The organism is Pseudomonadota bacterium, from assembly GCA_022361155.1.
Taxonomy (GTDB): Bacteria; Myxococcota_A; Polyangia; order Polyangiales; family JAKSBK01; genus JAKSBK01.
The window spans coordinates 1-13,361 of sequence record JAKSBK010000236.1 but is presented as its reverse complement, the minus strand read 5'-3'; the positions used below and the strand labels follow the sequence as shown (position 1 = coordinate 13,361).

At 65.8% G+C, this 13,361-nt stretch carries 15 protein-coding genes and 1 tRNA gene; 10 read left to right on the top strand and 6 right to left on the bottom strand.

Features of this window, described 5'->3' with window-relative positions; genetic code table 11:
- On the bottom strand, positions 1-265 hold a 265-nt coding region (locus tag MJD61_09010), incomplete at its 3' end, for a hypothetical protein (GenBank protein ID MCG8555409.1).
- 217 nt (positions 266-482) lie between these two features.
- Positions 483-1,937 carry a choice-of-anchor B family protein gene (locus tag MJD61_09005; GenBank protein MCG8555408.1) on the bottom strand — a complete coding sequence of 485 codons (1,455 nt, stop codon included), beginning with the start codon at positions 1,935-1,937 and terminating at the stop codon, positions 483-485.
- 68 nt (positions 1,938-2,005) lie between these two features.
- Here MJD61_09005 and MJD61_09000 point away from each other — a divergent pair, with 68 nt between their 5' ends.
- The 7 genes from MJD61_09000 to MJD61_08970 all read left to right on the top strand — a co-directional run bounded on the left by MJD61_09000 (position 2,006) and on the right by MJD61_08970 (position 7,117).
- Positions 2,006-2,350 carry a hypothetical protein gene (locus MJD61_09000; GenBank protein ID MCG8555407.1) on the top strand — a complete coding sequence of 115 codons (345 nt, stop codon included), beginning with the start codon at positions 2,006-2,008 and terminating at the stop codon, positions 2,348-2,350.
- A 172-nt stretch (positions 2,351-2,522) separates the two neighbouring features.
- Positions 2,523-3,629, top strand: coding sequence for a c-type cytochrome (locus MJD61_08995; protein ID MCG8555406.1), 1,107 nt, complete (start codon positions 2,523-2,525; stop codon positions 3,627-3,629).
- 119 nt (positions 3,630-3,748) lie between these two features.
- A complete protein-coding gene (locus MJD61_08990; protein ID MCG8555405.1) occupies positions 3,749-4,213 on the top strand; it encodes a hypothetical protein in 465 nt (154 codons plus the stop codon).
- Entirely contained in the window at positions 4,197-4,853 is a 657-nt protein-coding gene (locus tag MJD61_08985; GenBank protein MCG8555404.1) for a hypothetical protein, read from the top strand. Before MJD61_08990 ends, MJD61_08985 begins: the two co-directional genes overlap by 17 nt.
- Complete coding sequence (locus MJD61_08980; protein MCG8555403.1) at positions 4,850-6,025, top strand: hypothetical protein; 1,176 nt, start codon at positions 4,850-4,852, stop codon at positions 6,023-6,025. The genes MJD61_08985 and MJD61_08980 overlap by 4 nt, the downstream gene beginning before the upstream one ends.
- A gap of 219 nt (positions 6,026-6,244) precedes the next feature.
- Positions 6,245-6,318 (top strand) — tRNA-Arg (locus MJD61_08975).
- Positions 6,319-6,442: 124 nt separating this feature from the next.
- Positions 6,443-7,117 (top strand): hypothetical protein, encoded by a 675-nt coding sequence (locus MJD61_08970; GenBank protein MCG8555402.1) that lies wholly within the window; start codon positions 6,443-6,445, stop codon positions 7,115-7,117.
- Between the two features lie 67 nt (positions 7,118-7,184).
- Here the strand turns inward: MJD61_08970 and MJD61_08965 are convergent, their stop codons facing one another.
- From MJD61_08965 to queD, 4 genes are all read right to left on the bottom strand, one after another.
- Complete coding sequence (locus MJD61_08965) at positions 7,185-8,573, bottom strand: alkaline phosphatase family protein (protein ID MCG8555401.1); 1,389 nt, start codon at positions 8,571-8,573, stop codon at positions 7,185-7,187.
- A 2-nt stretch (positions 8,574-8,575) separates the two neighbouring features.
- Positions 8,576-9,598: a hypothetical protein gene (locus MJD61_08960; GenBank protein MCG8555400.1), complete on the bottom strand. Its 1,023-nt coding sequence runs from the start codon at positions 9,596-9,598 to the stop codon at positions 8,576-8,578.
- A gap of 224 nt (positions 9,599-9,822) precedes the next feature.
- A complete protein-coding gene (locus MJD61_08955) occupies positions 9,823-10,509 on the bottom strand; it encodes a 1-acyl-sn-glycerol-3-phosphate acyltransferase (GenBank protein ID MCG8555399.1) in 687 nt (228 codons plus the stop codon).
- 53 nt (positions 10,510-10,562) lie between these two features.
- A complete protein-coding gene (queD, locus tag MJD61_08950; GenBank protein MCG8555398.1) occupies positions 10,563-10,931 on the bottom strand; it encodes a 6-carboxytetrahydropterin synthase QueD in 369 nt (122 codons plus the stop codon).
- 110 nt (positions 10,932-11,041) lie between these two features.
- On the opposite strand from queD, the gene bamD reads away from it, so the two are divergent.
- The 3 genes from bamD to MJD61_08935 form a co-directional block, all read left to right on the top strand.
- Complete coding sequence (bamD, locus tag MJD61_08945; protein ID MCG8555397.1) at positions 11,042-11,878, top strand: outer membrane protein assembly factor BamD; 837 nt, start codon at positions 11,042-11,044, stop codon at positions 11,876-11,878.
- Positions 11,879-11,942: 64 nt separating this feature from the next.
- Positions 11,943-12,695 carry a tetratricopeptide repeat protein gene (locus tag MJD61_08940; protein ID MCG8555396.1) on the top strand — a complete coding sequence of 251 codons (753 nt, stop codon included), beginning with the start codon at positions 11,943-11,945 and terminating at the stop codon, positions 12,693-12,695.
- 376 nt (positions 12,696-13,071) lie between these two features.
- Positions 13,072-13,361 (top strand): hypothetical protein (locus MJD61_08935; protein ID MCG8555395.1); only part of this gene is annotated, 290 nt, incomplete at its 3' end.

The window sequence follows — 13,361 nt, the reverse complement described above, 5'->3', positions numbered from 1 at the left end:
TTTCTCTGGCCTCGTCCGCCGCCTTGCGCATGGCTTCAAGACGCTCGACGTCCTTCGGCCCTTCTGCCACGGAGGCGTCGTAGTAGCGCGCAAACTTCTCGGCCGCCCATTCCGCGGCTCGTGCCACCTTCGGGCTCTTGCAGCGGATCTGGTTTGTCAGATCGTAGATATTGTCGCGGCTCGGCTCTGCGACGCCCGCTCGCCTGGCCGCTACGCGAATGCGCGCAAACAACCGCGCCTCAAGCGCGTCCCAGTCTTCTTCCATTGGCCTGCCTATCCCGCCAAGATTCGGTGGCAATACTAGCAGCGTGGCTGTGTCCACACAACTGAACGTCAGTTGTGATCCTTCTGTCCCATTGATCGGGCGCGTGGCCTGGCGCTAGGGTTGTGGCGATCAGAACGCCTTCTGATCTGGCCCGCGCGGGCGCTGCCCCCCCGACCGCGCGGGCCGTCCTTTATCCGCGCCTCGCTGAGGTTTCACGTCAGAAGGGCGCAGTCTGGGTCAGACCCGTGGGATAGAGGACCCATAGGTGGTTGCCGCTCAGCACGACGATCCCGCTTCGGAAAAAGGGATACACGCTCCAGACGCCGTCGAAGCTCGCAGCGTTGTTGGGCGGGAAGCTGTCGAAGAAGGCCACTTCCTTGAGCTTGCCCATGGCGATGTTCGAGATATCCAGGATGCGCAGCCCCGCCGCATAGTTGGCCTGATAGGCGTAGGTGCCTTTGATGTACAGGTTGTGGTCGATCGCGGGTGTGCGCGCCACGTACTTGCCGATCACCTTGGGCATGGCGAGCTGCCGGACATCCAGAATGTAGGTCGTGGTCTTGACTTGGTGCGTGGACTCGTCGCCCTCGTCGCCGAGCAGGAAGTACTGGTGATCCTCGGTCAGCCAGCCCTGATGCACGGTCGACGCGTTCGGGTAGGTCACCTCGCCGATCTTGACGACGTTGGTCTTGTCGCTCACGTCGTCGATCTGAAGGCCCGAGCGCGCCGAGCTCAGGCAGATCTCCTTGCCCGCATAGGCAGCATCCGGCCCCTTGTAGTTGACGCACTGGATGTCGTGGGTGCCGCGCCCGGTCGTGCCGTAGCAGCCCACGTCCCTGGGATTGAGCGGATCGTTGACATCGATCATCCGCACCGCGCAGCCACCCGCGCTCACCGCATAGGCAAACCCGCTCTCCTCGTTCAGGCCGATGTTGTGGGCGTCCGGAAAGCTCGCGAGGTGCGCGGTCTCCTGGAAGCTCATCGGAGGCGCCGTCACGTTGCGCAGCTGCGTAAGGTCAAAGACCTGCAGGCCGTGGTTGCCGGCGCTGTCGGCCACGATGAAGGCGTGGTCCTTGAAGACCTTGACGTCGCGCCACTTGCTGACCATGCCGCCGTGACCCCTGAGCTGGCCCAGGAACAGCGGCTCGCAGGGGTTGCTGATATCCACGAACGCCATGCCGTTATCGAGGCAGACGAGCGCGTACTCGGTGCCGGTCATGGGGTCTTCCCAGCCCCAGATATCGTTGACCTGCGGGCCCTGCATGTCCTTGGCGTCCACGTAGGCCAAGAGGTCGACCGCCTTGCAGGCGTACTTGCCCGCCTTGCCGTTGGTGCAGGCCTTCGTCTTCGCGGCGCAGGCCGTGACTTGCGGAGGTGGACCAAGCGGTCCGGCCGGCCCCATCCCTCCCGCGCCTGGACCAGCGCCGGCAACGGGCAGACCGCCCGTACCGGCGACGCCGATGCCAGCGACGCCGATGCCAGCGACGCCGGTTCCTGCCCCGCCCGGGCCCGCCGTACCCGTGCCGGCTGCGCCCGGGCCAGGTACGCCGCTGCCAGCCCCGGGCCCGCTGGACGCAACGGGATCGCTCGAGCAGGCGCCCATGCCTAGCGGCAACGCCAGCCAGCAAAGCGCCAAACCCCTCTGGATGCGGGAGGTACACTGCGTGTTCATGGGAGACCAGCTTTCGATTGTTAGGGTCCGTCCAAGAATAACTGATCGAGACCGGCCGCGCAGGGTGGATGCGCTCGCGGGCGCAGTCCACCACCTACCTGGCCGGCTCTGCTGACGGCGGCGCCACCCAGCCCGCCGCCAACCTGGCCCGCTCCCCACGAGCCGGCGCCGCCCTGACCGGTGCCCTCGTGCCCGCCCCTGACCGCGCGCCTGTGCCGGTAACGCCGCCGCCCGGTGTGCGGGCGGAGCCGGCCGGCTTGTTGGTGGAGCAGCCGGCCAGCAAAAACGGCAGAGCCAGGACCGGTGAAGCCAGACGGGACCAGAGGCGGGGGATAGTCGCAGCGACAAAGGCCGAGGAGCGTCGGCGGTCACGTACCTTCCCTGACATGAGCGACGACCAAGGTTTGCGCTGAACCGATGAGCGCCGGCGGGGGGCGCTGGCGTTCTCTTCGTTTTCCAGAGCAGTTCAGAAATGCCTTTTGCTGCGGTTCACGATATAATGGAGCTCCACCGCGGGGGCCTCTCGCGCAGGAAACGCTGCGTTCCGCACGGGAGCATACCTTGGCCGACTAGGAGGGTTCGCGCATGCGCCATCGTGACTGGGTCGAACGTGTAGGGAACACGTTACCTTTGCTTGTTGCTTTTCTTGTAATAGGGGCTCTGGGCTGCGTTCAGGAAGATCCCACGCCGGCCGGCGGTCCGGACGGGGGAATGGGCCCGGCCACGCCGCAGTCGGTCCGGGCGCAGCTGATGCGGAACAACATCACGCCTATCCCCCTCGAGGCGCTGAATCCGCTCAACCCGCTGACCCCGGCCAAGATTGATCTCGGCCGGCAACTCTACTACGAGACCCGCCTTTCGAAAAACCAGATGATCGCGTGCAACACCTGCCACGCCCTGGACAGGTACGGCATCGACGTGCGCGGCGGACCGTTCTCGTTGGGTCACGCGAATCAGCTCGGCGGGCGCAACGCGCCCACCGTGTATCATGCGGCGTTTCACCTTGCGCAGTTCTGGGACGGGCGCGAGCCCGACGTAGAGGCGCAAGCAGGAGGCCCGATCCTCAATCCGATCGAGATGGCGATGGATAGCGAGGCCGCGGTAATAGCGGTGCTGCGCAGCATTCCCGGCTACGATCCGCTCTTTCGAGCGGCCTTCCCGGGCGAGCCCGATCCCTTCACCTACGACAACCTCAAGAAGGCCATTGGTGCGTTCGAGCGCAGGCTCGTGACGCCCGCCGCGATCGATCTCTTCATGAACGGAGACGACAATGCGCTGACCCCGGGGCAGCTCGACGGCGCGCAGCTGTTCGTCAACATGGGCTGCGCGGACTGCCACGACGGTCCTGCGCTCGGCGGCGGCAAGTACAAGAAGCTGTGCCTCATGGACCCTTGCCAGATCGCCGACAAGGGCCGCTCGGAAATCACCATGAACCCCATGGACGACTACCACTTCAAGGTGCCGAGCCTGCGCAACGTCACCGAGACCGGCCCCTACCTGCACGACGGCAGCCTGCCCACGCTGCAAGAAACGGTGATGTTCATGGCCCGCCATCAGCTGGGCATGCCGAGCGCGCAAATCGCCTCGATCATCGACTTCTTGCACGCGCTGACGGGTCCGATCGACATGCTGTATATCGCCCCGCCGCCGCCGTTACCCCCTGGTCCGACCACGCCGCCACCCATGCCCTGAGCTTTGTTGAGCCCCGAGGCGCGTGGGGCTTGCGAGGGCTTGGCTGACCAGTGCACCATAGCTCCCGTCACGTAGCGCGATCAAGCTCGGGCGCTCCCACAGCACAACATGTGTCAAGCATGAATCGGATTCTTCTTGCTATCTGTGGTGCCGCTGCTGCGCTCGGCGGCGGCTGCTTTCTCGAGGAGTTCCGCGCGCCGCCTGTGGGAGCGCCCTTGGATGCCTGCCAAGGGCTGGACTCGAATCCCCTGCTGCCGGTCTCGTTTTCGCTGGAGATCATGCCTATTCTGATGCGCGACGAGAAGATGGCCGGCTGCTCGTGCCATCAGCCGGGCAGCGCCAACACCAAGGGACTGGAGGAAACCGAGCTCGACCCGTCCAGCCATGGCTCGCTCATGCGTGGAGGGACCAAGACTCGAACCGACATCGTCATTCCCTTCGACCCGTGCCGGAGCATGCTCTACCTCAAGCTGGTGTCCCCCCCCTTCGGCGGTCGCATGCCCGACTCCGGCCCCCCTTATCTCAGCGCAGCGGAAGCCCAGCTGTTTCACGATTGGATCGCGGAGGGTGCGTTTGCCAACTGATGGCTGGCGCTCGCGTCTGCGCCCGCAGCCGTGGCTGCCGGAGGTCACGGCGACGGCTCAAGGAGGCGCTCTGCCCCTGGCATTGGTGCTTATGGTGGCCTGCGGAGGCGGCCAGCGCACCGGCGCCGCCGACGCAACACGCCTCGATCTGACGAAGCTGCCTCCCGACATCGCGCAGGCCTATCCCGTGTTCGCGGCGCACTGCAGTCGCTGCCACTCGCTCGGACGCCCCATCAACGCGCCGGTGACCGACGTGACTCATTGGGACCGCTACGTGCAGCGCATGATGAAGGTGCCGGGCAGCGGCATCAACCCCAAGGAAGCCAAGATCATCCTGCGCTTTCTGCACTACTACACCACGGAGATCAGAAACCGAGAGGAGCCGGAGCCCATGGCTCCGAGCGCCCCGATCGAATCCTCGATCCTGGTACCTCGCCGCACGAATCCCGATCGTTTGGCCCCAGCGCCGGCGCCCGCTGGCGGTGTTGTGGCTCCGAAGGCCGGGAAACGCGCCTTTCGGGATCGTGAAGCTAGTTACGACGACGCCTGCGTGGTCGCTATCGTGGAGTCGCAGCCACGAACCAACGGGGGCAAAGCGCCACGACGCAGCGACGAGGCGCAACAAGGACCGTTCACATGAGCAAGACAAGAGCGCAGCGCTACGGTCTCGCTGGAGCCCTGTGCGGCTCGCTCGCAGTGGCCCTGACCCTCGGCCTCGCCCTGCCCGAAGCAGCGAGCCAAGACCGCAGCATCGCGGGTTCAGTCCAGGTCGGCTATTTGCATGTGCTGGACGAACGGCGCGCCCGCAGCGAGCGCCAGATCTTCGACGGCCCGATAGGCGAAGTCACGCTCAAGATGTCGGTTGACTTCAGCGAGCAGATCGCAGCCCAGATCAAGCTCTGCTACGGCTGCCACGGCTTCGAAGTGGACATGGGCTACATCGATGTCTACGTCGCCGACGAGCTGAACCTGAGGATCGGGCGCTTCAACCCCGCGTTCGGGGACTTCCCGCTGCGCCACGATCCGGCCAACCACAAGACGATCGACAAGCCCCTGCCCTACGCCATGGGCAAAATGCTCTATCGAGAGGACTACGGCCTCGGAATCCTTCCTTCGCCGTATGTGGACACCGGCATCGAGGTTAACGGAACCCACTGGTTCGGGAACAAGCTGGAGCTCGACTATGCAGTCTACCTGGTAGGCGGGCTGCGCGGGTCGGCTGGCGGCATCAATTACAAGGAATCGCGCTCGGGAGCGGCCTACTACGTTGACAACAACTCGCAACCGGCTCTTGGCGGCCGCTTCACCGCCACCCTCGATTTTTCGCTCGACTTCACTACGACCCTCGGCGTGTCGGGCATGCGGGGAACCTACGATCCACTGAACCACAACCGCTACACGATCGTCGGGACCGATCTGTATGCCCGCATGGGCCGCTTCGACCTGCGCGTTGAATACCTTATCCGGCGCATGGACATCTCGCTAGGCACGGATCCCGCGAGCCAATTCAAGTTCGGGCCCAAGAACGATCGCTGGGCCGAGTACGAGATCCGCGATGGCTTCTATTCGGAGCTCACCTACGAGCTTTCCCCCGAGATCGAGCTGCTTGCGCGCGTCGACGGTCTCCGTCGCTTTGGCAACGCGCCCAAAGGAAGCCCCCTGAGCGCGAGAAGCAGCGTGTACCGAATCACGCCCGCTCTGAACTACCGCATAGGCTTCAGCGCTCGCATCAAAGTTCAAGGCGAATACTACCAATTCTCGGACTACGAAAACGAAGTCGTGCTCGGAGCCTCGCTGGCCGCGGTCTTCTGAACGCCGGCGAGCAGAAAACCTGGCGGGACGTCGCGTGGCGCAAACTACCCTTGCACGCCGGTAAGGCAGCGGGGACGGGCCGAGCACATCACCTGGCCGGCCCCCGTGGGGACGTGGTATCCGTGCGCCGTGCGCTTTCGGCCGGAAGACGATGCAGCCAGCAACGCTGCTGCTACAGCCGCTCTCGGCTCCGCTCATTGACTTCACAAACTACTCACTGCGCCCGTAGCTCAGCCGGATAGAGCAGCGGCCTTCTAAGCCGACGGTCAGAGGTTCGAATCCTCTCGGGCGTGCCCCTGGTATGCTGATGAGGCCAAGCGGCTCATCCTGTAGAAGCGAGCACAGGCGGTGAATAGTCGCGCGGGCCGTGTCGTCTCCCGTCGTAGTGACACTCTCGAAGCCAAATGTGAGGAACCCATGATGTTTCACTCCCAAGCTACTCGCAGTCACGCCTGCCATCTCCCGGCAGGCCGCTTCGGGGCCGCTATCCCGCTGCTCACGGTGGGCTGCAGCGCCATGCTGGCCGCCTGTGCCGCTGGGCCGTCGGCACACGGCGCGCCCGCAGAGCGGTCCGCCCATCAGGTGGCTGCGCATGAACCAGCTACCCACGGTCCGGCTGCGCACAAGCCTGCTGCCCCCACCACGGCAGAGCACGCTTCGGCCGCTCACGTTCCGGCTGCGCCTACGCCGGCAGAACATGCTCCGGCAGACCACGCCGCCGGAGATCACGAGCAGGCTCGGCCGCCGTCGGCTGCTGTGCACCACCGGGCTCCCAAGAGCAAGCCCGAGCACTACGAGCCTCACGTACCGGGCGATAAGGAATCGGCCAAGCTGCGCAAACGGGTAGCCAAGAAGTTCAGGGACGGGTGCAGGCTCGAGCGTTCCTGTGGAAAGCTCCTCGGTGTGGACTGCAACGCAGCAGGGGATGGGCCCTACTACTATGTGAAGCGCTCGAATCTGGAGGTCGTGGAACGATGCGGGGGCTTGTGCATGGACGGAGGCTGCCGGAACTGCAGAACGGAGCCGAAGAAGGGAACGAACGATGAGCGGCGTTGTTGCCCTCCGCTTGCCTGGAAATGCGCGACCTACTGACGATCCCTCAAAACCAAAACCTGGGCAGAGATTCCGGAGCACTTGGGCGGAGCGTCCGGGGCCGAGACTAGCTCCGATCCTTGCCCAGGATGCCGTCCGGCGCGGCCACGCCCAAAAGCGCGGAAACGGTGGGCGCCACGTCGTAGATCTCGAGCCCTTCGATGCGCCCTCGCTGCTGCGTGCCGGCTCCAGCCAGGATCCATATGCCCTCCCACGCGTGGTTGCAGCCGTCGCGGCCCCGATCGTTGTCCCGGGTGACGATGCACCGCATACCGAGACTGCCGATACAGCGGTACGCCAGGTTCTCGAAGAATACGAGCAGATCGGGAGGCAGGCCGCTGACTTGCCTGTAGGCCTGACTCGGCAACACCACATCCGCGCCGACAACCCCAGCGCCGGGTTGCGGTACGGCTCGCAGACGATCCGCCAGGAGTGCGCGTTCGCGCTCGTAGTGCTCGGGCGCGATCGGACCGTGCGGCTCTCGTCCTCGCAGGTTGAGGTAGACGCGCCCGTAGTAGCCCCCCTCCGCCCAGGCACGGGTGCGGCTCCAGTCTACTTTGAGGCCGGCAAGGGGCGTCGGGCGCTCGGGTGGCTCCAGCAGCACCAGGTAGCCTTCCTGCATCAGCCACTCGTTGAGGCAGACGGCGCCGAGGAGCGGCTGAGCGCCGTGATCGCTGACGACCAGCACGGCCGTACGTTCGTCCGCAAGCGACACAAGGCCACCGACACACTCGTCGAGGTAAGCGTAGTAGCGCTCGGCCACGTCGCGGTAGGGGCCGTCAACCGCGAACGCGGGGTGCGCGGGGTCGAAACAGGGCCAGAACGCGTGGTGCAATCGATCCGGTCCCATCTCCACCAGCATCAGAAAATCCGGTGCCCGTGTCCGCCACAGGTACCTCGCGACGGCGAAGTGCTGCCTGGTCATGGCGAAGATCTGCTCGAGCACCCGAGCTCGGTCCTGGCTACGGAACCCCTCCACGTCCATTCGATAGGGGCCGAAGCGCTCTCGGAGCTCAGCCTGCAAGCGGGCCGGGTAGGTGTGTGGACAATCGGCATCCGGCGTGAGCAGGCACGACACCATCTCGCCGTGTACCTCGCTCGGTGGATACGTAGGTGGCACGAAAAGAACCGAGACGCTCTTGCCCGCGCGACCTAGCCAATCCCAAAGGCGCGGCGCGGGCACGTCGTGCGCGTTGACGATCCGTTGCCGGTAGCTACCCGGCTCGCGCAGTCGAAACCCATACAGGCCGAGCTCGCCTGGATCGCGCCCGCTGACCATGGACGCCCACGCCGGAACCGTGATGGGTGGCTGAGTGGTTCGCAGCGGACCCCACGAGCCAGAGCGCATGAGCCGGTCAAGGTGGGGCAGGCGATGGCGGTAGCGCTCGAAGACGAGGGCTGGCGGCGCACAGTCGAGGCCGATCACCATGACGCGCTCGCATGTGCGAGGCTTCACCGCTACAGGGCCTTCTTGACCTCGGGCGTCTTGAGCTTCTGGTTGACGCGAATCCGCGTACGCACGCTGCCGCTCGCTCGAATCCTGCCCCGGGCGGGGGCCGGCTGCGCCCGGTGCGCCGGTGCCGTTGGCCGTCGTGCGCCCGTGGCACGCGAGGTGCGTCCCTCGTCGGTTCGTGGGTCCTCGTCGGTCCGTGGGTCCTCGTCGGTTCTTCGGTCGCGGTCCCGCGAACGCTGCGCGGGCACGGTGGGGCGCGCACCGACCCGTGCGCCCACCGTCGGTCGCTGAACGGGAGCGACCGGGCGACGGGGCGGAGCCGCGCGAACAGTCGGCCGGTGAACGGGAGCCACCGGACGAGGGGCGGGCGCGGCCCTGACAGGAGCCCGAACCCGCACCCCGGCATGTGCGCGTACGTTGGCCCGTACCGATGGACGGGCAACCGGCGGCTGCACCACGACCCGGGGCGGCGGGGCAGCTTGCACGGGACGTGCTGGAGCGCGCACCGTGGCCCGCACCGTCGGCCTTGGGGCTGCTGGAGGCGAAGTGTGCACGACAGGAGGTGCGGCCACGGCCCGGGTTGCAGGTGCCCTCCCCGCTCGCACCACACCAGCCACGCTTACGCGCACGTGGCCGGGCCGAGCATACACCGCCGCCGGGGCGTGGTGCGCCGGGCGCCAATAGCCCCGGTAGTAGTGCCAGGACGGGCCGTGACGCACGACGACCGGCGCCGTCCAGGCCCAACCAGCTCGTCCGACGACCCAACGCCCTGGCATCCAGACCCAGCCGCCATGCCATCCCCAGTGCCCGCTGACCCAGACCGCCGTCGGGCTCGGCGCCGGCGGCGGTGTCTCTACCTGGACCTGAAGCGGCGGTGGCTGGGAGGTCACCAGCATCTGTCCCGGTGTCGTTACAAACGTGGCGCCGGTCACGACCGGCGGAGTGTGCGCGTACACATGGGCGCGGCAGCCAGCCGTCCCCACAAGGGCAACGGCCGCCAGGCTCGACAGAAGCAGGTGTTGTCTCATCGCTCTTGTTCCTTTTTGGTAGGTTTGGCGGGATCCAAGCGCCTCCCGTGGCCAGCAGCGCACCGCGCCGGCTTCCGAGCACCCGTCCGGGGTGACGCACGAGCAACCGAGTTATTCACTACCGCACTATCGGAGCCTGTCAGGCGGGCAGGTGGTGTTGTGGCGGGTCCCAAGGGTAGATCCAAGCATAGGCCGGGAGCGGCCAGGAACAAACCAGCGCGAAACTACCTGTCGCATACCTGACGCGCTTCGCTTACAAGATCCTGCACTTCAGCGCGCAGGCGCCTCGCAAGCGCGTCGCTGCTTCCGCGGGCCATGCTTGGCGTACCGATTCGCAGCGCGACGCGAGTCCCCCGACGCCGCGCGATCCGCAGCACGTGCTGCACGAAGCTCTCGTCCACGAACTCGGAGCCGGCTTGATAAGCCACCCCGACCGGGACTACCTCGACCTGCAGACCGCGCGCCGCAGCAAACACGCCAGGCTGGAACGGCCGGACCTCGTCGCCGCGAAAGGTACCGCCTTCAGGAAACACGATCACGGTTCGTCCCTGACGCAGGCGCTCGCGTATGGTTCGTATGGCCCGGGCACCACTCGTACGATCCTCCCGATCCACGAAGATCGTGTCGGCGCGGCGCGCCGCGTGACCGAGGATCGGCCAACCCGCCAGGTCCGCGCGACTCACGCAGCAACCACCGAAGTGATGCAGAAGCAAGGCCACGTCGATGGGGGAACGGTGATTGGCGGCAACCAGGCGCGCTCCCCCTGCCCCGCAGATCTGGGGTTGTATCGTGAACTCGATCGCAAACAGATCGAGCAGCCCCTTGGCCCAAGCTCTCATGTAGCGCTGAAACAGAGCATCCCGCTCGCGCCGGGGCAGCACGCTCTGACGCAGCCGGGCCCAGCTGACCATGGCCGCAGTCCACGCACCCAGCCCGACCAGCCGCAAATTGCTACGCACAAAGCTCAAGCGCCGGCCCCGTGAACCGTGCAGCCAGAATCGCAGTTCTCCGCCACGCTGACCGCACACAGCTTGCCCGAAACCAGCTTGACGCGCTCGAAGATCCAGCGCGCCAGCGCCTCGCTGGTCGGGTTGTCAAGCCCCGGAATCTCGTTCAGGTAGCGGTGGTCCAGCGCATCGTGCAGCGGGCGCCACGCCTCGTCGATGCTCGCGTAATCCACTACCCAGTCGAGCCGGTTGTCGAGCTCCCCGGTGACGTGCAGCGTCACGCGGAAGCTGTGCCCATGCAGCCGGTGGCACTTGTGATCCGCCGGCAGCTTGGGCAGGCGGTGGGCGGCCTCGATCCGGTACGAGCGGGTTAAAACTGTGCGCATTGGAGCTTCGAGCAGGGCCGAGACACACCGTTGCGGTGAGGCTAGCACAGCCGAGCTCCCGGGCCCGGAGCTTGCGCGCGAGACGTCATGCGGCCACGCTAAGGCGTCAAATGACCCGACTCGCGACGCCCACGAGCCCGGGCGGTCCGGTTCGCAACCGGTGGCCTGGGTCGCGCCCCGGACCGGCTGCCTGGCTGGCGGCTGCGCTGCTGTGCTCCGCCTGCGGCGGCGCTTCGAAGCAAGCGAGGAGCTACTCCGACAGCGCCCGCGGAGCCTACGAACGGGCACTATCGGACCTGCGATCGGGCAACTGCCTCGATGCGGGTCCGGCCTTTCACCGCATTCGCCGCAGATACCCCTACAGCCGCTTCGCGGCGCTAGCCGAGCTGCGAAGTGCGGACTGCCTCTTCGAGCAGGGCAAGTACGTGGAGTCCATACCCGCGTACCGCCGCTTCGTGCGCTACCGACCCTCGCACTCGGAGGTGCCCTACGCCCGCTTCCGTATCGCGCAAGCGTACTTCGAGCAGATACCAACCGATTGGGCCCTGGCGCCACCGGCTCACGAACGGGATCAAGCGCCGACGGTCGATGCGCTCAACGAGATCCGCCGCTTCTTGCAGGACTACTCCGACTATTCCTATGCGAATCAAGCCAAGAGAATGGCGCGTGCGGCACTGCGCCTGCTGGCGCGTCATGAGCTGTATGCGGCCCGTTTCTACCTGAATCGTGATCACCCGATTGCCGCCGTGGGGCGTCTGAGGACGCTGCTGCGTAGCTACCAGGGCAGCGGCCTGGAGCCCGAGGCACTGCTGCTGCTCGGACGCACCTACCTGAAGCTCAGGGACGGCAGACACGCCAAGGAAGCTTTCGGGGAGCTGGTAACGCGTTTTCCGCGCAGCAGCCAGGCTGCAGAAGCAAAGGATTGGCTCCGCAGCGCCGACTCCTAGCCCTACCCATAGCCCCTACCCGAACCTTGATCGTGGCCGGGCCGACAGCTACGATCGATCTGGAGTGGACGAGCGCATCAAACAGCTTCTCGCCCTGGGGCGGGAGCACTACGAGAAGCGCGAATACGACAAAGCATACCACTACCTAGGTCAGTTTCTCGAGCACACCGACACCTACGCCGATGTCTTCAACATGGTCGGTGTGATCCACCACGATCAGGGCCGGCTGGAGGAGGCCAGAGCGGCCTTCCTGCGCGCGCTGCGGCTCAACGAGCACTACACGGAGGCTGCGCTCAATCTGGCCGTAACCTACAACGATCTGGGCAAGTACGCCGAGGCGCAGCGCGTCTACGCGGACGCTCTGGATCGGGGACCGGATCGCAAGGGCGATATCGATCGCTTCGCCAAAGGTAAGATCGCCAATCTGCACGCCGAGCTGGCGCAAGCGTACGTCGATGTGGGAATGAGCAGCGAGGCCGTGCAAGAGCTGCGCAAAGCCATCCATCTGTGCCCGCGTTTTGCCGACCTGAGACTGAAGCTCGCCAACGTGTACCGCCAGGCAAACGACCTTGGAGCAGCGCGCTCGGAGCTCGAGGAGGCACTGCGCATCAAACCCGACTACGCTTCCGCGCGCATTGCGCTGGGGGTCGTATTGCTGGTACTTGGAAAGCGCAACGAAGCCGTCAAACAGTGGGCTCGTGCCGCCGAGCAACAGCCGGGCGATCAGTCGGCGCGCATGTACTTGCGCATGGCCACCAATCCACCCGCAGAAGGCGTGTCATCCCCCCCGTCCGAGCCGCCGTCAGCAGGTTCGTAGCCCTCGGTCCGTCGAGCAGCCACGCGGTGGGCGCAGTGGATGCAAGAAGCGCTCGATCAGATGAGCCTGCCAGGCCCAATTCGCATGCCGACGGCTCACCGCCCTTACCCAAGGCACCAACGATCTCGGCTACAAACTGGTCCCGTAGAGCCGACAACCGCCCCGCTCGCGTAGCGAGCGCTAGCCGGAAACGCAAGTTTCAGGCCGATACATCGCTGGCTTGCCAGGCCGCCGCTCTGTATACTACCTCGCCTTTGTCTACCACATCCCCCTACCACCCAACCGAGCCTGTTCCAAGGAACGGGAATTCCTCCTTACATAATTCGCTGGCCCTTGACGCCGATCGAACCTAGCGACCACCTCCAGGATAACGTCCATGGACCCCACGATCGACCTACTGCAGGGCGAGCTCGAGCGGCTTTTTGAGCTCGAGCAGCTGATCCACCTCAGTGCGCACGCGCTCGCCATACCCGCCGACGAGCTCGGTGGCGCGTCGAGCAAGGGAGCATTCGCACGCTCGCTAGTAACACGCTGCGCCAAGGACGATGCCCTGCAAGCCTTGGCAGACGCCATCGTGTTGAGCGCACCAGGGGCCGATGCTCGGCTCAAGGACCTCTCTCACGGCGCGAACGGGGAGCTGAGCCCCGGCACCCAAGTCGGCAACCT

What these genes read in the sequence shown, in the direction of transcription:
- MJD61_09005 (MCG8555408.1), bottom strand. Translation starts at nt 1,937, where the DNA reads ATGAACACGCAGTGTACCTCCCGCATCCAGAGGGGTTTGGCGCTTTGC.
- MJD61_09000 (MCG8555407.1), top strand. Translation starts at nt 2,006, where the DNA reads ATGCGCTCGCGGGCGCAGTCCACCACCTACCTGGCCGGCTCTGCTGAC.
- MJD61_08995 (MCG8555406.1), top strand. Translation starts at nt 2,523, where the DNA reads ATGCGCCATCGTGACTGGGTCGAACGTGTAGGGAACACGTTACCTTTG.
- MJD61_08990 (MCG8555405.1), top strand. Translation starts at nt 3,749, where the DNA reads ATGAATCGGATTCTTCTTGCTATCTGTGGTGCCGCTGCTGCGCTCGGC.
- MJD61_08980 (MCG8555403.1), top strand. Translation starts at nt 4,850, where the DNA reads ATGAGCAAGACAAGAGCGCAGCGCTACGGTCTCGCTGGAGCCCTGTGC.
- MJD61_08970 (MCG8555402.1), top strand. Translation starts at nt 6,443, where the DNA reads ATGATGTTTCACTCCCAAGCTACTCGCAGTCACGCCTGCCATCTCCCG.
- MJD61_08960 (MCG8555400.1), bottom strand. Translation starts at nt 9,598, where the DNA reads ATGAGACAACACCTGCTTCTGTCGAGCCTGGCGGCCGTTGCCCTTGTG.
- MJD61_08955 (MCG8555399.1), bottom strand. Translation starts at nt 10,509, where the DNA reads ATGGTCAGCTGGGCCCGGCTGCGTCAGAGCGTGCTGCCCCGGCGCGAG.
- queD (MCG8555398.1), bottom strand. Translation starts at nt 10,931, where the DNA reads ATGCGCACAGTTTTAACCCGCTCGTACCGGATCGAGGCCGCCCACCGC.
- bamD (MCG8555397.1), top strand. Translation starts at nt 11,042, where the DNA reads ATGACCCGACTCGCGACGCCCACGAGCCCGGGCGGTCCGGTTCGCAAC.